This window comes from Moraxella bovoculi, from assembly GCF_000988745.2.
Taxonomy (GTDB): domain Bacteria; phylum Pseudomonadota; class Gammaproteobacteria; order Pseudomonadales; family Moraxellaceae; genus Moraxella; species Moraxella bovoculi.
Genome location: NZ_CP011381.2, coordinates 1,242,299 through 1,257,784, shown reverse-complemented (window position 1 = coordinate 1,257,784; position 15,486 = coordinate 1,242,299). Strand labels below are relative to the sequence as shown.

Annotated in this window: 13 protein-coding genes; 11 read left to right on the top strand and 2 right to left on the bottom strand. The window is 45.7% G+C overall.

All coding sequences use genetic code 11. The features are described 5' to 3' along the window. Positions 1–378: 378 nt before the first annotated feature. Positions 379–2,763, bottom strand: a complete 2,385-nt coding sequence (locus AAX10_RS05655) for an ATP-binding protein (protein ID WP_046700097.1) — start codon at positions 2,761–2,763, stop codon at positions 379–381. 82 nt (positions 2,764–2,845) lie between these two features. Here AAX10_RS05655 and rsmG point away from each other — a divergent pair, with 82 nt between their 5' ends. The 11 genes from rsmG (at position 2,846) to AAX10_RS05600 (ending at position 13,950) form a co-directional block, all read left to right on the top strand. Then, a complete protein-coding gene (rsmG, locus tag AAX10_RS05650) occupies positions 2,846–3,511 on the top strand; it encodes a 16S rRNA (guanine(527)-N(7))-methyltransferase RsmG (RefSeq protein ID WP_046700096.1) in 666 nt (221 codons plus the stop codon). 30 nt (positions 3,512–3,541) lie between these two features. Then, positions 3,542–4,360: a ParA family protein gene (locus AAX10_RS05645; protein ID WP_046700095.1), complete on the top strand. Its 819-nt coding sequence runs from the start codon at positions 3,542–3,544 to the stop codon at positions 4,358–4,360. A gap of 93 nt (positions 4,361–4,453) precedes the next feature. After that, a complete protein-coding gene (locus AAX10_RS05640) occupies positions 4,454–5,509 on the top strand; it encodes a ParB/RepB/Spo0J family partition protein (protein ID WP_046698960.1) in 1,056 nt (351 codons plus the stop codon). 97 nt (positions 5,510–5,606) lie between these two features. Then, the gene (gene msbA / locus AAX10_RS05635; RefSeq protein ID WP_046700094.1) at positions 5,607–7,397 is read left to right on the top strand and encodes a lipid A export permease/ATP-binding protein MsbA; all 1,791 of its coding nucleotides are present in this window, start codon (positions 5,607–5,609) and stop codon (positions 7,395–7,397) included. Then, positions 7,394–8,422: a tetraacyldisaccharide 4'-kinase gene (gene lpxK, locus AAX10_RS05630; protein ID WP_046700093.1), complete on the top strand. Its 1,029-nt coding sequence runs from the start codon at positions 7,394–7,396 to the stop codon at positions 8,420–8,422. Before msbA ends, lpxK begins: the two co-directional genes overlap by 4 nt. A 193-nt stretch (positions 8,423–8,615) precedes the next feature. Further along, a complete protein-coding gene (locus AAX10_RS05625; protein ID WP_320056781.1) occupies positions 8,616–8,996 on the top strand; it encodes an acyl-CoA thioesterase in 381 nt (126 codons plus the stop codon). A 66-nt stretch (positions 8,997–9,062) separates the two neighbouring features. Beyond that, the gene (gene kdsB, locus AAX10_RS05620) at positions 9,063–9,842 is read left to right on the top strand and encodes a 3-deoxy-manno-octulosonate cytidylyltransferase (protein ID WP_046700092.1); all 780 of its coding nucleotides are present in this window, start codon (positions 9,063–9,065) and stop codon (positions 9,840–9,842) included. Position 9,843: 1 nt separating this feature from the next. Next, positions 9,844–10,854, top strand: coding sequence for a DNA polymerase III subunit (locus tag AAX10_RS05615; protein ID WP_046700091.1), 1,011 nt, complete (start codon positions 9,844–9,846; stop codon positions 10,852–10,854). An 85-nt stretch (positions 10,855–10,939) separates the two neighbouring features. Next, positions 10,940–11,671 carry a tRNA pseudouridine(65) synthase TruC gene (gene truC / locus AAX10_RS05610; protein ID WP_046700638.1) on the top strand — a complete coding sequence of 244 codons (732 nt, stop codon included), beginning with the start codon at positions 10,940–10,942 and terminating at the stop codon, positions 11,669–11,671. Positions 11,672–11,859: 188 nt separating this feature from the next. Next, on the top strand, positions 11,860–13,116 hold the full coding sequence (locus AAX10_RS05605; RefSeq protein WP_046700090.1) for a putative DNA modification/repair radical SAM protein: 1,257 nt from the start codon (positions 11,860–11,862) through the stop codon (positions 13,114–13,116). A 21-nt stretch (positions 13,117–13,137) separates the two neighbouring features. Beyond that, the gene (locus AAX10_RS05600; protein WP_158580322.1) at positions 13,138–13,950 is read left to right on the top strand and encodes a TIGR03915 family putative DNA repair protein; all 813 of its coding nucleotides are present in this window, start codon (positions 13,138–13,140) and stop codon (positions 13,948–13,950) included. Between the two features lie 18 nt (positions 13,951–13,968). Here AAX10_RS05600 and corA read toward each other — a convergent pair whose 3' ends face one another. Next, on the bottom strand, positions 13,969–15,306 hold the full coding sequence (gene corA / locus AAX10_RS05595) for a magnesium/cobalt transporter CorA (protein WP_370446592.1): 1,338 nt from the start codon (positions 15,304–15,306) through the stop codon (positions 13,969–13,971). Positions 15,307–15,486: the final 180 nt, after the last annotated feature.

Genomic DNA, 15,486 nt, shown 5'->3' with positions numbered 1-15,486 from the left:
TTTTCTTGTCTTTGGTAGTCCGTCATAATCTATTGCTATCCATGAAAAAAACTGGTATATTTTCTGGTATATGAGTTCATCCTTAACATACATCAGCGCATCATAAATCACACCTTTTTCTTATAAATAAAAAATCACCTTAGATAAATGTAGTTGGTGTTTTAAACATCTAAACTTGTTACTTTTACAAGAAGGTATTTTTCATGTCATCATTGATGATTTAATTTATCAATATTCTCGCCTTTTGTCTCGCCACAAAATAACCATGACTGCAAAACTGCTTTGAATAAAATAAACAACGGTTGGCATAACAATAAATGGACTATACACAGAAATTTCGCCAAAATATCATGCTTTTATATTCCTTTATTTTATTATTCATTTCTTGGCTTCATTATCATCATCTTCCCACCTCATAAGCCGTCTTACGATTTTGCCAAATAGCGTATCTTTTTTATAATCGCCTTTTTTATTTTTATCATGAATCGGCATATCGGTCAAAATAAACAACGCTTCATAAATGCTACTTACCGCATAAACATGAAACTCGCCACGCTCTACCGCCTCCACGACATTATCAGGGAGCATGAGCTGTCCGATGTTGGTTTTTGGGATAATCACGCCTTGCTCGCCGTTAAGCCCACGCTCAGCACAAGCGTCAAAAAAGCCAATGATTTTTTCGTTCACACCGCCAATCGCCTGAGCGTCCCCAAGCTGATTCATGGAGCCTGTGATTGCAAGTGATTGATTTATCGTCACATTTGCAAGGGCGGACAGTAGCACGGCACATTCGGCAAGCGTGGCACTGTCGCCGTCAATGTGGGCGTAACTTTGCTCAAAGGCAAGGCTTGCTGAGAAATTAAGCTCGGCAAATTGGCTAAATAATGAGCGTAAAAAGCTCGTCATGATAAGCATTCCCTTGGCGTGCAGACTTCCGCCAAGTTCCACGTCTCGCTCTATGTCTAGGATTTCGCCCGTGCCAAACTTAGGAGCGATGAGTGCGGTCAAGCGAGCAGGTAATCCAAATTCGCTGTCGGCATAGGCAATCACGGTCAAGGCGTTGATTTGTCCGACCACTTTTCCTGTGGTATTGATAAGCTGTTGTCCGTTTTGAATCTCTTGCCAATATAATTCCTTTAAATAGCCTTTACGTTCTTTAATGTCATCTAAGGCATTTTGGACGTGGGTTTTGTTAACAGTTTTGGCAATATTTTTATCATTGTTTTTATTATCAATATTATTAGAATGATTTAAATAAAACTGTCGTGCCGATTCTACCACAAGTTGTAATAATCTAGCGCTGTGTAAATCCAATTTATCTTTATCATCGGCATAGACGGACAATTCGTCCAATATCGCCCCAAAGGCGGTATTGTCAAATGTGGGCAATGCTTGTTTTTTTATCATGTCAGCGATTTTACCAATGATAAATAATTCGCTGTCGTGATTGCGTGGTAAGGTGTCATTAAAATCGGCTCGGATTTTAAATAGGTTATTAAATTCAGGTTCAAATTCTAATAATTCATAATATAAATCAGGCTCGCCCAATAATATCACTTTTACCGATAATGGCGTGCTGTCAGGCGATAAAGATACTGAACCTGTTAGGGTTAGCATTTGTTCTAGGCTTGATATGCTTAGCGATTTTGATTGTAAGGCTCGCTTTAACCCTTGCCACGCATAGGGGTGTTCTAATAACGATGACGCTTCTAATAATAAATATCCGCCATTGGCTTTATGTAACGCCCCTGCCCGTATCATGCTGGCGTCCGTTAAAATCGTGCCAAGCTGAGTGATGTATTCAATATGCCCCAACAGATTGGGGTGGGTTGGCATGTCTTCAAAGACAATGGGCGAACCGCTATCTGGCGTATGGCTTACCGCCACATTGACATAGTAGCGATTGGGGATATTTGCCGTTTTTACCATAAAGTCTTCATCATGCTCTACGATAAATAGGATATTTTTTATAATATCTTTTTGATAGTCGGTTAAATATTGGCTGATTTTTTTATCATGTTTATTATCATATTTTTTTAAAATTGGGGCAAATAATGGCGTGATGATTTTAATCAAAAGTGTTTCGTGAAGTTCGTCTATTTTTTGATTCACTTCATCATCTAAATTGTCCAATTCTATATTTATTTTGGTGAGTTTTTTTTGTAGTTTATCAAGGGCGGTATTGTTAATGGGTTTTTTGTGATCGATGGGGGTAAATACTGCTTTTTGGTCGGCAGAGTGCAATAAGGTCAAATTATGACTTTTGGCGGTGGCGTTTATTTCATCAAGCAAATTTCTTTCTTGTTTTTGAGCGGATTGCTTAATGGTGGTAACGCTGTTTTGGTAGCTGATGCTGTTAAATTTGGCGATGATTTTTTTATACAGGTCGTGCCAAAGTTTGTGCATGTCCTTGGCAAAAATCGCCCCTTGACCGCTTGGCAGGGTAAGTGCAATGGGGTGGCGGGGTGCGTCAAAATTATGCACATAGACCAAGTCGGGCGGGGTCGGCTCGTGTTTGGCACGCTCGGCAAGCAGACGTGTGATGAGCGTGCGTTTACCAAGCCCGTTTTCACCTACGGCAAAGACATGGTAGCCGTTTGCCTTGATGTCAAGGGCGGTCTGTATGGCATTGACGGCTCGGCGTTGCCCAAATTGGTGCAGTGCAGGGCGTGCGTGCGTGCTGTCGGGCGGTAGGGCGTGGGTGTCGGTGTAGCGTTTTAGGGCGGTGTGGGGCAGGCGGTAGGGGGCGAATTGGTCGGTCATTGTTGTTATTAAAATATGAAAAAGGGATATTTTAACAGATTAAAACGTGATAAAATAGGGGATTTAAAATTAACTTGACTTTATAACAATGACCTATCATAAAATATCCGCCAATGCTGATGAATTTGCTCGTGAATTAGAGCGTGTCTCCGATAAGCTAAATTTAGTATTTAGTGAAGTGCAAATAAAACAACTGCTTGGCTATTTGGATAATCTTTTGCTTTGGACAAAGGCGTATAATCTCACCGCCATTACCGCCCCAAAAGAGGCGTTTATTAAGCATATTTTGGACTGTTTGGCAATCGTGGCGGATTTACCGTTTGCTGATAAATCAGGCATAAGCGTGCTAGATATCGGCACAGGGGCAGGTTTGCCATCTGTGATTATCGCCATCATGCGTCCCGACTGGCACGTTACCGCCCTTGACAGCAATGGCAAAAAGGTGCGATTTATCCGTCAAATGGTGGGCGAGTTGGGGCTTGCCAACGTCAATCCTGTGGCAAGTCGCATTGAGGATTTTGACGGGGGGTTTGATGTCATTACGTCTCGGGCATTTGCCAGCCTTGATGATTTTGTCAATCTTGCCAAGCCCTATTTAAAGACGGACGGCGTGTTATATGCCATGAAAGGCAAAACACCAACAAGCGAGGATGTGGTAAATTTGACAGATTGGCAAATTGAAGTCAAATCCATTTTTGTACCACAAATGAGCGACGAGCGGTGTGTGGTGTATTTGACAGCCAAATAATAGTTAATATATTGATTTAAAAGGTATTTTATGGAAATTATCGCAATCGCCAACCAAAAAGGCGGTGTGGGTAAGACAACGACCGCGGTGAACCTTGCGGCGGCTTTATCCACCATCGGCAAAAAAAAGGTACTGCTCATTGATCTAGATCCACAAGGCAACGCCACAACGGGCGCGGGACTCGATAAGAATGATTTGGGCAAAAGCATCGTCGATGTGCTACTTGATGACACAAAAATCCATAAAGTCATTCAAAAAGACGCGCCTGCAGGGTTTGATATGGTTGGTGCTAACCGAGATTTGGCAGGGATTGACGTGTCTTTGGCAGATGTGGAAGATGCGCCATTTTTATTAAAAAAAGCCATCAAAGCCGCCAAAAAGAGCGGAAAATTTGGCTACGATTATGTCATCATGGACTGCGCACCCAGCCTAAGCATGCTGACTGTGAATGCGTTTGCCGTCGCTAAGAATGTCATCATCCCGATGCAATGCGAATACTATGCACTAGAGGGTGTGGTTGATCTGATCGATACCATCAAGCGCCTAAAAGACATCAATCCTGACCTGCACGTGCGCGGTGTGGTGCGTACAATGTTCGATGCACGCAACACTCTAGCACAAGACGTGTCTGCGGAGCTTGAAGGGTATTTTGGTGAATTATTGTACAAGACCGCCATTCCGCGCAGCGTACGTCTGGCTGAAGCACCGAGCTTTGGCCAGTCGATTTTTGGTTATGAAAAATCATCCAAAGGTGCAATCGCTTATCATGCCTTAATGAATGAAGTCATCGATCAGGCAGAGAAGCCTGAGTTGTTTAAGGCAAAAGTGCGTGTGCAGTTCGATTGGTAACTGACAATATCGGGCAAATTATGCTAAAATAAGGCGTTTGACTTTTATATATACTGGCTCATGGCGGGCGGTGCTTGGTTTGATTTGGGAAACATCATGAAAAAACGTGGACTTGGCGATAAGCGTGGCTTAGATGCGCTGATGGGCAACATAAAAAAAGAAAGGCGAATTGCCACAGATGCTGGCGCCTTGATGGCAGCTGAAGAGACGGCTGCGCCTGTAGATGCCAAGGCGGATTTTAGCTTATTGGATGATGAGCAAAACATCAAATCCGTCGGTATCACCAAGAAAAAGCCCAATAAAAAATCAAAAGACAAGCCCGCTCAAGATGATAATGACGGCGAGCAAATCACGCTCGTACAAATCCACCCAGATCGCCTACAGTCAGGCAAATATCAACCACGTCGCGACATGAATGAAGAGGCGCTCAATGAGCTTGCCAATTCGATTCGTCAGCATGGTGTGATGCAGCCGATCGTCATCCGTCCGCTGTTGTCTAATGAAGATAAGACGAGCGACACCGTTACACACGAGATCATCGCGGGTGAACGTCGTTGGCGCGCTGCTAAGATCGCAGGGCTGACCGAGATTCCTGCCATTGAGCGTGTTCTGTCAGATGAGATCGCCATTGCGTTGGCGCTGATTGAGAACATTCAGCGTGAGGATTTGAATGTACTTGAGCAGGCGGCCGCCCTCCAAAGATTCCACACCGAATTTGGCATGAGCCATGCGATGATCGCTGATGTGGTGGGTAAAGCGCGCGCCACCGTCTCCAACCTATTACGCCTAAATAACCTACATGATACTGTCAAGGGCTACATGACCGAAGGGTTATTGGACATGGGGCACGCGCGTACGCTACTGTCCCTATCGGACAAGCAACAACCCATCATCGCCAAAAAAATTATCGACGGCAAGATGACCGTTCGTGATGCCGAAAAGCTGGTAAAATCCATCCTAAATCCCGAACCCGCCAAAAAAATCAACTCCGACAGTCATGAGATTAAAGCCATGAATCAAAAACTGTCCGACCTATTAGGTGCTACCGTCAAGCTAAAACAAGGTAAAGACGGCAAAGGTAGTGTTGAGATATTCTTCCATGATGATGACGAGCTGCAAGGGCTGTTATCACAATTCGGACTTAACTAAAAAATCACAAAAGCCAAACAAGGAAGTTTGGCGAATCCCCTTTATTTTTTGTTAAAATTAACAAAATCCATCAAATGCATTCATAAAAACGACCATCATGCACACAACTCAAGCAACTTCTAATTGCAAGCAAGCCTTTGAACGCGCCGATAAATTTGCCGTATTTAAACGACTGATGTCGTATCTTAAGCCTTATTGGTGGGCGTTCATCTTGGTGATGATTGGCTTTGCCATCAGTGCAGGCGGCGAGGTTGCGAGTGCCAAGCTGCTTGAGTACATCATCGAAGCGATTAATAATAATGACAATGTGCGCAAATTTTGGTTCCCGTTTTTGGTGATTTTACTGTTCTTTTTGCGCGGTGTTGGTGCGTTCTTGGGTGGTTATTATGCAGCATTGATGGCGCGTAGCTTGGTGTATCTGCTGCGCGTGGAGGTGTTTAATAAGCTATTAAAACTGCCATCAGAATTTTATTTGAATAACCCTGCTGGTACGATTTCATCGAAGCTGATCTTTGACGTGGAGCAGGTGACTGCAGCGACCACTGAATCCATCACGACATTATTGAAAGATGGCTTGACTGTCATTGCGTTGTTTGGGTTTTTGTTTTATACCAATTGGCGATTGACTTTGGTGTTGATGCTTATTGTACCGCCGATTTTTTGGATCATTAAAAAAGTATCGAAGCGATTTGCCATGCTGTCCATGGACATCCAAGACACCATGAGTGCGGTCAGTCACATCACTAACGAGGCGATCACGGGCTATCAAGTGGTGAAGAACTATGGCGGACAAGTCTATGAATCGCAACGATTTGACAAGGCATCAAAAGAGAACCTAAATAAAGGGCTAAAAATCACCGTGCTTGCCGCCATTAACTCGCCCGTCATTCAGCTGCTGATGGCGACAGGGATGTGTTTTGTGATTTGGCTGTCGCTGCGTCCAGAGGTGCTTGGCGATACCAGCGCAGGGGAGTTCGCCTCTTATTTGGTGGCGGCAGGTTTGCTTGCTCGCCCTGTTAAGGCACTGACTGACGTCAATCAAAAGCTACAAAGAGGCATTGCCGCAGGTGTGTCTATTTTTGAGCTGATTGACATGCCAGAGGAGCGTGACATAGGCGTGCTGACCCCGGCGCTGCGTGGCGATATTCGATTTGAGAATGTGAGTCTAACCTATGAAAGCGGCACGCAGGCGATAAAGGGCTTTGACCTTGACATCAAGGCAGGCGAGACGGTGGCGGTGGTTGGGCGGTCAGGCTCAGGCAAGACCACGCTGGTGAACTTACTTACTCGTTCGCTCACGCCGACATCAGGGCAGATATTGATAGACGGCACGCCCATTGATGAGATTAAATTGTCATCTTTGCGTGAACAGATTGCCATGGTGAATCAGCAGGTGACGCTGTTTTTGGATACGGTCGCTCATAACATCGGTTATGGGGCATTATCCGCCAAATCCCGTGATGACATCATACAAGCAAGCAAATCAGCTTATGCTCATGATTTTATTATGGATTTGCCAAATGGCTATGACAGCTTTATCGGTTCGGACGGTTTGCAGCTGTCAGGCGGACAACGCCAACGGCTGTCTATCGCACGGGCGTTATTAAAAGATGCACCGATTTTGATATTGGATGAAGCCACATCCGCCCTTGACAACGAAAGCGAGTATTATATCCAAAAGGCGTTGGAGTCCGTCATGCGCGGTCGTACCACGCTTGTCATCGCTCATCGTTTATCTACCATTCAAAACGCCGACCGTATCATCGTCATGGATAAAGGGCAAATCGTGGAAATCGGCACGCATGACGAGCTGTTTGCCAAAGGCGGTATGTATCGCACCATGTACGAACGCACCTTTGATGAGCAAAGCGAGCAGGGTAAGGCATGAAAAACCTAGAACTTCTCATCACAAAGGCATGGCAAGAAAAATCCCTCATGCTTGCCACACTTGCCCCGTTGTCCGCTCTGTATGGCGTGATGGGGCGTGTGCGTAAGTTCTTGTATGATAAGGATAAACTTGCCAAATACCACGCTCCCATCCCTGTGATGATTATTGGAAATATCACGGTGGGCGGTAGTGGTAAGACGCCACTTATCATCACCCTTGTCAAATATTTACAAGGCAAAGGCGTAAACGTGGGCGTGATAAGTCGGGGCTATGGGCGGGTGGACAGTAGCCCTGCGTTGGTTCGTGAAGGTAGTACTCCCAAGGAAGTCGGCGATGAGCCGTGCCTTATCGTGGGCGAGACAGGCGTGCCAATGGCGGTGGGGGCAAATCGTGGTGGGGCGATTGAGATTTTGCTTGAAAATTACCCAAATCTACAACTCATCATCAGCGATGATGGACTGCAACACTATGCCCTACACCGAGATGTAGAATGGATAGTCGTGGACGGGGTGCGTGGGTTTGGCAATGAGAAGTTATTCCCACAAGGCTTTTTGCGTGAACCGCTTGATCGCCTAAATGGTGCAACCGTGATTTATCATGATAGCCGAGCCGAGAAATATGATAATAATGCCCTTTTAATGCACTTAGCCCCAAACAATCCCATGCCACTTTTGGGAAATGACAAATCGGTAAATGATGAAACTTTACCACCCCAAAAGGTCTATGCGGTCAGTGGTATTGGCTATCCTGCTCGCTTTTTTAAAACGTTAAATGAGCTTGGTTTTGGCGTGGTGGAGCGTGCTTTTGGCGATCATCATGATTTTACTCTTGATGATTTGACCGATTTGACCGATTTGCCAATCATCACAACCAGTAAAGATGCGGTTAAATTGCGTGAACTTGCCAAACGTCATAATCATACAATTTTTGATAATGTTTGGGTGTTGCCTGTACAAGCGTTGTTATCGGAGAGCGTTTATGAAGAAATGGATAGGGTGCTTTTAGGATTGGTTAATGTTGCTTGATTTGTTTGGCTAAATATCCTTAATTAAATCTTTGTAAGTACATCATTTAAAATCACAAACCATATTTTATAGATTAAGAAGTAATCTCATGACAAATGAAATCAAACAGGCTCCGCAAGGCAGTCTTGTTATGCGAACTTTGGCAATGCCTGCCGATACCAATGCTAATGGCGATATTTTTGGTGGCTAGATTATGTCGCAAATGGATTTGGGCGGAGCAATCCTTGCCAAAGAAATTGGTAAAGGAAGAGTGGTAACGGTTTCGATGGATAAAATGGTGTTTTTACGCCCTGTATTGGTGGGCGATATGGTATGCTGTTATGGACAATGCACCCGTATCGGAAATTCATCTTTGGAAGTCAAAGTGGAAGTATGGCGAAAACAAATTAAGGACGGCTCTGGCAATCATGAATGTGTAACCGAAGCGGTATTTACTTATGTGGCTATTGACGCAAATGGCAAATCTCGCCCCATCCCCAAAGAAAACAACCCTAAGCTTGATTATGCACTTGGATTAATCAATGGCACTATCACTCCAAAAGAGCCAAATAATGGCAATATTTTGTTTTTGTGATTTTTATTTATCATTTGGTATGGTATTTTAAAGGTTGAATTTGTTAAAATAATTTAAGGAAAAATCATGAAACCCACCCCCAAAACCCACATCATTATCCCTGCCCGTTACAAATCCACTCGCCTACCTGCCAAGCCTTTGCTGGATTTGCATGGCAAGCCCATGATTCTCTGGACAGCTCAAAAAGCCCTGCAAGCGACTTTTGCCGACAGCGTGTGTGTGGCAACGGACAATGAGCGGATTTTTGCGGTGTGTGAGTGTGCGGGCGTGCCTGTGGTGATGACGGGTGAGCATGCATCAGGCACGGACAGACTGGGCGAGGTGGCACAGATTTTGGGTTTGGCGGATGATGACATTGTCATCAATATGCAAGGCGATGAACCGCTTGTACCGCCTGTACTGCTAGAACAAGCCAAAAATCTTTTGGTGGAAAATTCTGACTGTGTCATGGCGACTTTGTGTGAAGTGATTGATAATTATGATGATTTTTATAAAAATTCGGTGGTAAAAGTCGTCCACGCCCGCCAGAATGCCTTGTATTTTAGCCGTAGCCCCATGCCTTACGACAGAGATGCTCATTTGACAGGCGAGCTTGGCGAGAGACCAAAAAACGCCTATCGTCATTTGGGGCTTTATGCGTATCGGGTCAAATTATTAAAGGAATTTGGCACATGGGAGCAGGGCGTATTGGAACGTTTGGAGAGCCTAGAACAGCTTCGCATTTTAGAAAATGGGCAAAAAATCGCCATAGATGTCGCCAAAGTTGCCTTACCGCTTGGGGTGGATACCGAGGAAGACTTGGATAGGCTAAATGCCATGCCGATTGATGAGTTTTTAAAATTCTGATATGAACGAACAAGAACAGTTGTCCTATTTTGCCCCGTTACTGCCTTGGCAAGCACAGGCTTGGGAGCAGGTGGTTGGTCAGTTTTATGACGGTAAATTACCGCATGGGTTGTTGGCGTGTGGCATGGCAGGCATTGGCAAGCGTGAATTTGTGTGGCGGTTTGTGGCGTGGCTACTGTGCCAAAACAAGGGTGAGCAGGGGGCGTGTGGGGCGTGTGACAGCTGTCATTGGCTCATGGCAGGGACGCACCCTGATGTTATGGCGCTACCGTCCGAGAGCCTGCCTACGTCTGATGAGAGTGAGCGGTCGTCCATTAAGATTGATGACGTGCGAGCCTTGCAAGAGTATAGCCACGTCAAGGGGCATGGCGTTCGGCTCATCGTGCTAGATGATGCCGACAGTCTCACGATTGGGGCGAGCAATGCCCTGCTAAAAACCTTAGAAGAGCCACGGGCAGGCGTGCATTTGATACTGATAAGCGACAACCCTGCCAAACTCATGCCTACGATAAAAAGCCGTGTGCAAGCCCTGCCGCTTGGGGCTGTTGCTCATGATGTGGCGTTGGCTTATGTAGGTGGATTTCTGGGCGATGAGAGTCTTGCCAGACTTGCCCTGACGCTCACCGACGGGGCGGTATTAAAGGCGGTGGATTTGCCAAAGGCGGTGTGGTTTGGTAAGCGTGTATTGTGGCTAAAAACATGGCTTACGCTAAGGCATGGCGAGCGGTCAGCGGTGAGTGCCAGCGACTACTGGCAGGGCGTAATGAGTTTTGGTGATTTTGCTGTTTTGACACGGCTCATGCTTATGGACGTGGTGCGAGTGGGGCTTGGGCTTGATAGCATTCATACCGACATGGATGTGGCAGGGTTGATAAATGGGGCGGATAATCTAAGCCTTGACAAGGTAGAAAATTTCCTAGCAAGTCTTGATGGCGTGGCGGTGGCGGTTGGGCAAAACGTGCAGGACAAAATGGCGTATGATGAGCTGTTTTGTCGCTTGGTGGATTTGTAACGCTTGGTTTTGGATTGTAGGGGCGAATCATATTCGCCCTTATGATTTTACACATTTAATAAATGAAACAATCGGGAATGGCAAAATGCTACAAATTTTATATCAAGATGATGACATGGTGGCGGTGAACAAACCTGCTGGTATGCTTGTTCATCGCTCATGGCTTGACAAGCATGAGACGGTATTTGTGATGACGGTTTTGCGTGATATGCTTGGGCAACACGTTTTTCCTGTTCATCGGCTAGACCGCCCAACGTCAGGGGTACTATTGTTTGCCAAGTCGTCTGATGCGGCACGGGCATTGTCGGGGCAATTTGAACATCATACGGTAGATAAATCCTATCTGGCGGTGGTGCGTGGCTATCTTTTGGGTAGTGGGCGGATTGATTATCCGTTAAAAGTCAAACTTGATAAAATCGCCGATAAATTCGCCAAAACGAATAAAGAACCTGAATTCGCCATAACCGATTATGAGAATTTGGCAACGTGCGAAATGCCTTTTGTATCGGTGGATAGATACCCCACATCTCGGTATAGTCTTGTGAAACTTACCCCAATTACAGGGCGAAAGCACCAACTAAGACGGCACATGACTCATCTTTTTCATCCTATTGTCGGCGATACCACGCATGGCGACACCGCCCAAAATCGTGCGGTGGCAGAGTTTACGCGCGTATCAAGGCTACTTTTGCACGCTCATACTTTGGCATTTGATGACATGAGCGGTAAGCGTATCACGGTCATGGCTCCGATTGATGATGACTTTGGTAAGGTGGTGCATGATTTTGGATGGAGCGGTGCAGGAATTATCGTTTGACATTAAAATTTAAGAACCAAGCAATGTACAAATTTTAACAAAATTTTAATTTAAAATATCATCAACATCCCAATATACAGCGAAGTAGTCAGGACATATTAAATGACCTGTTCGGCAAATATTATAGTGATAATATAAACTCATACCAACCGTATCTATCAAAACCGACAAAAAACTAAGAAAAATTAATGAATCCTACTCGTATCGAAGAGAAGCTCTCTATCTTGGCGGATGCTGCCAAATATGATGTCTCCTGCTCATCTAGCGGCGGCAATCGCAAGAACACAGGCGGTCTTGGTAATGCCTCTAAGTCAGGGATTTGCCACAGTTTTACCGAAGATGGTCGCTGTGTGTCGCTGTTGAAGATCCTATTTACCAATCACTGCATCTATGACTGCGCTTATTGTACGTCTAGACGTAGTAATGACACGCCGCGCGCCGCTTTTACTGTTGAAGAAGTGGTGGATTTGACCATGCAGTTTTATCGGCGAAATTATATCGAAGGGCTGTTTTTGAGTTCGGGGATTTTTAAGAATGCGGATTACACCATGGAGCGGCTTGTGCGGGTTGCCAAGACCTTGCGCACTGAGCACAGATTTCAAGGCTATATCCATCTAAAGACCATTCCAGGTGCGTCCGATGAACTGATGAAAGAAGCGGGACTGTATGCAGATCGCCTATCGGTAAACATGGAAATCCCGACCAAATCAGGGCTTGCGCTCTTAGCACCTGAGAAGAACCATGACGACATGAAAGCGCCCATGCAAACGGTGCAAGAGCAAATCGTGCAATTCAAAGAGTCAAAAAAAGTCCATAAACACGCTCCTAAATTCACGCCAGCAGGGCAATCCACCCAGTTTATCATCGGCGCGACGGGTGAGACTGACCATCAGATCATCCGCTTATCGAGTCATTTTTATCAAAAATATGAGCTAAGACGTGTCTATTATTCAGGCTATGTGCCCATGCTGTCTGATAAACGACTGCCTGACATCAGCACGCCCGTGCCACTGGTGCGTGAAAATCGCCTATATCAGGCGGATTGGCTCATGCGTTTTTATGGGTTTCATGCTGATGAGATCGTCGATGCAGATTCGCCTTTTTTGGATTTGCAATTTGATCCTAAACTGGCTTGGGCGATTCGTCATCGTGAACATTTCCCTGTCAATATTCAAACCGCGCCTTATGAGATGGTGCTTCGTGTGCCAGGCATTGGTGTGCGTACCGCCAAAAAAATCGTCAAATCCCGCAAATTCACCGCACTGACGTTGGATCATCTTAAACAGATGGGCGCGGCAGTGAACCGAGCGCGGTATTTTGTGGCGTTATCAGTGCCTAATCCTTATCTCAATGATCTGACGCGTGAGGATTTCCGTGAGCTGCTAATGGGTAATACCAAGACCAAATTCAGCGAGCATCGCACAGGTCAGCTGTCGTTATTCTGAGTAACTCATCAAACCATGCAATTGACACCTTATTCCCAACCATCATTGATGGAATCTGCTGATGAGACGGTGCTGATATTTGATGGTAGCTTCGAGGGCTGGCTGTCAGCAGTGTTCTATGCGTATGCGCAGCGATTGGCAAGATCGCCATTATCGATCGTGTCGTCTTTTGATCATGTGCCGAATTTCTTGGCGAATGAGATTTGGATTGAGAATAATGAAGATCAGGCGGCGCGCGTTCTCATTAAGATTAAGCAAATTTTGCCGCTGCGAGAAGTGGTGTGGGCATTTTTATCAGAAGGCGCCAAGATATATACGCATCTGTTTCGTGTTGTGGTGTATCAGCTGGATAATCCCAACAAGAAAGTCATGCACAATTTCGCACATCCTGATGTGCAAGCGGTTCAAATCGCCGTCAAAAAAGTAGGTCGTGAACGCCATCGCATGCAGGCGTTCGTAAGGTTTGAAGATACCACCCAAGGGGTGTATCTGGCTAAGGTGAATCCTGATTTTAATGTGCTGCCGCTGCTAGGTGATTTTTTTGCCAAGCGCTTTGCCGATCAGAGCTGGCTAATCTTCGATGTGGTGCGAGGTTATGGGATTTTTTATGACCATACAGAGCCTACGGCAGGCGTGCGTGAGATTGCGCAGATTGATGAAGTGGTCTTGGAAGATTCGTCCGTGATTCACACGGATCGCGAGCCGATATATCAAAGGCTGTGGCAGGCATATTTTCGCCATGTCACCATCAAGGAGCGCATCAATCCTAAGCATCACATCGCGCAGCTGCCAAGGCGGTATTGGCAATATCTGACCGAGAAAAAGGGCGTTTGACGCCCTTTGTGTTGATGCTTATAGCCAGCCTGCATTGCGAAATTTATAATATAAAAACATACAAATCGCCAAAATCAGCCCAATCACAGCGAAGTAACCATAACGCCATGTCAGCTCAGGCATGAATTCAAAGTTCATGCCATAGATGCCTGCCATGGCAGTCGGTACAGCCGCGATACCTGCCCATGCGGCCAGCTTTCTAACCACGTCGTTCTGTCCCATGGTAACCATCGTGGTATAGGTATTCATCGCGACAGACAGCATCTCGTTAAGCCCGTTTACCGCATCCAGCGAGCGTAACAGGTGGTCGTTCACGTCTCTAAAATAGGGCTGGGCAGCAGCAGGAAAGGCTGAGATCAGCTCGTTTTTTTTGTGGTTAATAAAGAAATTACACACGTCTTGTACAGGCAGAATGACTGCGCGCATGTGAACCAATTGTGATTTTAATTCATACAGGCTTCGTAGCGTGTCACGGCTAAATTCTGATGAAAAAATGTTTCGTTCTTGTTCGCGCAGGTAATTACCCAAGCGGTCGGTGATCGGCAAATAGTTATCGACAATAAAGTCCAAAATCGCGTGCAGTACGAAAATCGGGCCTAAGCGAAGACGTTCAGGGCGGCGATGATAATGCTCTCGCACAGGGGTGTATGAGTTGGATGCACCGCGGCGAATGCTGATGATGAAGTTCTTACCCATGAATATCGCGGTTGTGCCGTAGCGGATTTGATTGTCTTCTAGCTTTGCGGTACGTACCACCACGAAGATCATGTCATGGCCATAGCTTTCTACCTTTGGACGCTGATGGTCGGCAAGGGCGTCTTCTAGGGCAAGTTCGTGTAGGTCGAAGGCATCCTTGACTTCCTGAACGGTCTCAATGCTAGGATCGTAGAGACCTAGCCAGATGAATTGGTTGTTGTTGGTGAGTGCGCGACTGACGTCATCAATGGCGAGCTGTTCGATGGGTTCGCCTGTTTTTCTAGAATACGAATAGCAGATGATGGTTTCATTGTCGCCAGAATCTTCAAGGTCTTCAAATCTATCAGCGTCAGGGTCATACACCGTCATCGTCTCGATGGTGTCTTCATCTGTGGCGTCAGCATCGCCGTAGATGTAGCTGTCTTGATTGTCCGATAAGACCAGTTCTTCTTCGTCTTCATCTTCTTCACCAAAATCCAGCTCGCCATCGGTTGGGCGAATGTCGTGTTCGCTGGTTTGAACTTTTAGATAGCTTTCGATGGTGTCAGGTCGATGCGGTTCTGGTCTGGTTGTGGGTGCAGCTGGGGCTAGGATGTCGTCAGTATCGTGCTTGTTCGGCATGTCGCCCCCTTGTGTGCTTGATGTTTGAAGCTTATCCACGCCAAAACTTAGATGCTGGATAAAATTGCCATATTATAGCAACATTTTAGCTAACTTTCATTATAAATTCATGACTGTGTTCTTGCTGGGTGGTTTTCATGGTTTTTTAAAATAATTTGCAATTTAGCCTAGTCGTGGGCGTGATTTAATGGTACACTAAGCACGAAAAAACCACATAAA

Excerpts from the sequence above, each read along its gene's own strand:
- AAX10_RS05625 (WP_320056781.1), top strand. The coding sequence starts at position 8,616 with ATGTCGCAAATGGATTTGGGCGGAGCAATCCTTGCCAAAGAAATTGGT.
- lpxK (WP_046700093.1), top strand. The coding sequence starts at position 7,394 with ATGAAAAACCTAGAACTTCTCATCACAAAGGCATGGCAAGAAAAATCC.
- truC (WP_046700638.1), top strand. The coding sequence starts at position 10,940 with ATGCTACAAATTTTATATCAAGATGATGACATGGTGGCGGTGAACAAA.
- AAX10_RS05645 (WP_046700095.1), top strand. The coding sequence starts at position 3,542 with ATGGAAATTATCGCAATCGCCAACCAAAAAGGCGGTGTGGGTAAGACA.
- kdsB (WP_046700092.1), top strand. The coding sequence starts at position 9,063 with ATGAAACCCACCCCCAAAACCCACATCATTATCCCTGCCCGTTACAAA.
- msbA (WP_046700094.1), top strand. The coding sequence starts at position 5,607 with ATGCACACAACTCAAGCAACTTCTAATTGCAAGCAAGCCTTTGAACGC.
- AAX10_RS05615 (WP_046700091.1), top strand. The coding sequence starts at position 9,844 with ATGAACGAACAAGAACAGTTGTCCTATTTTGCCCCGTTACTGCCTTGG.
- AAX10_RS05655 (WP_046700097.1), bottom strand. The coding sequence starts at position 2,763 with ATGACCGACCAATTCGCCCCCTACCGCCTGCCCCACACCGCCCTAAAA.
- AAX10_RS05605 (WP_046700090.1), top strand. The coding sequence starts at position 11,860 with ATGAATCCTACTCGTATCGAAGAGAAGCTCTCTATCTTGGCGGATGCT.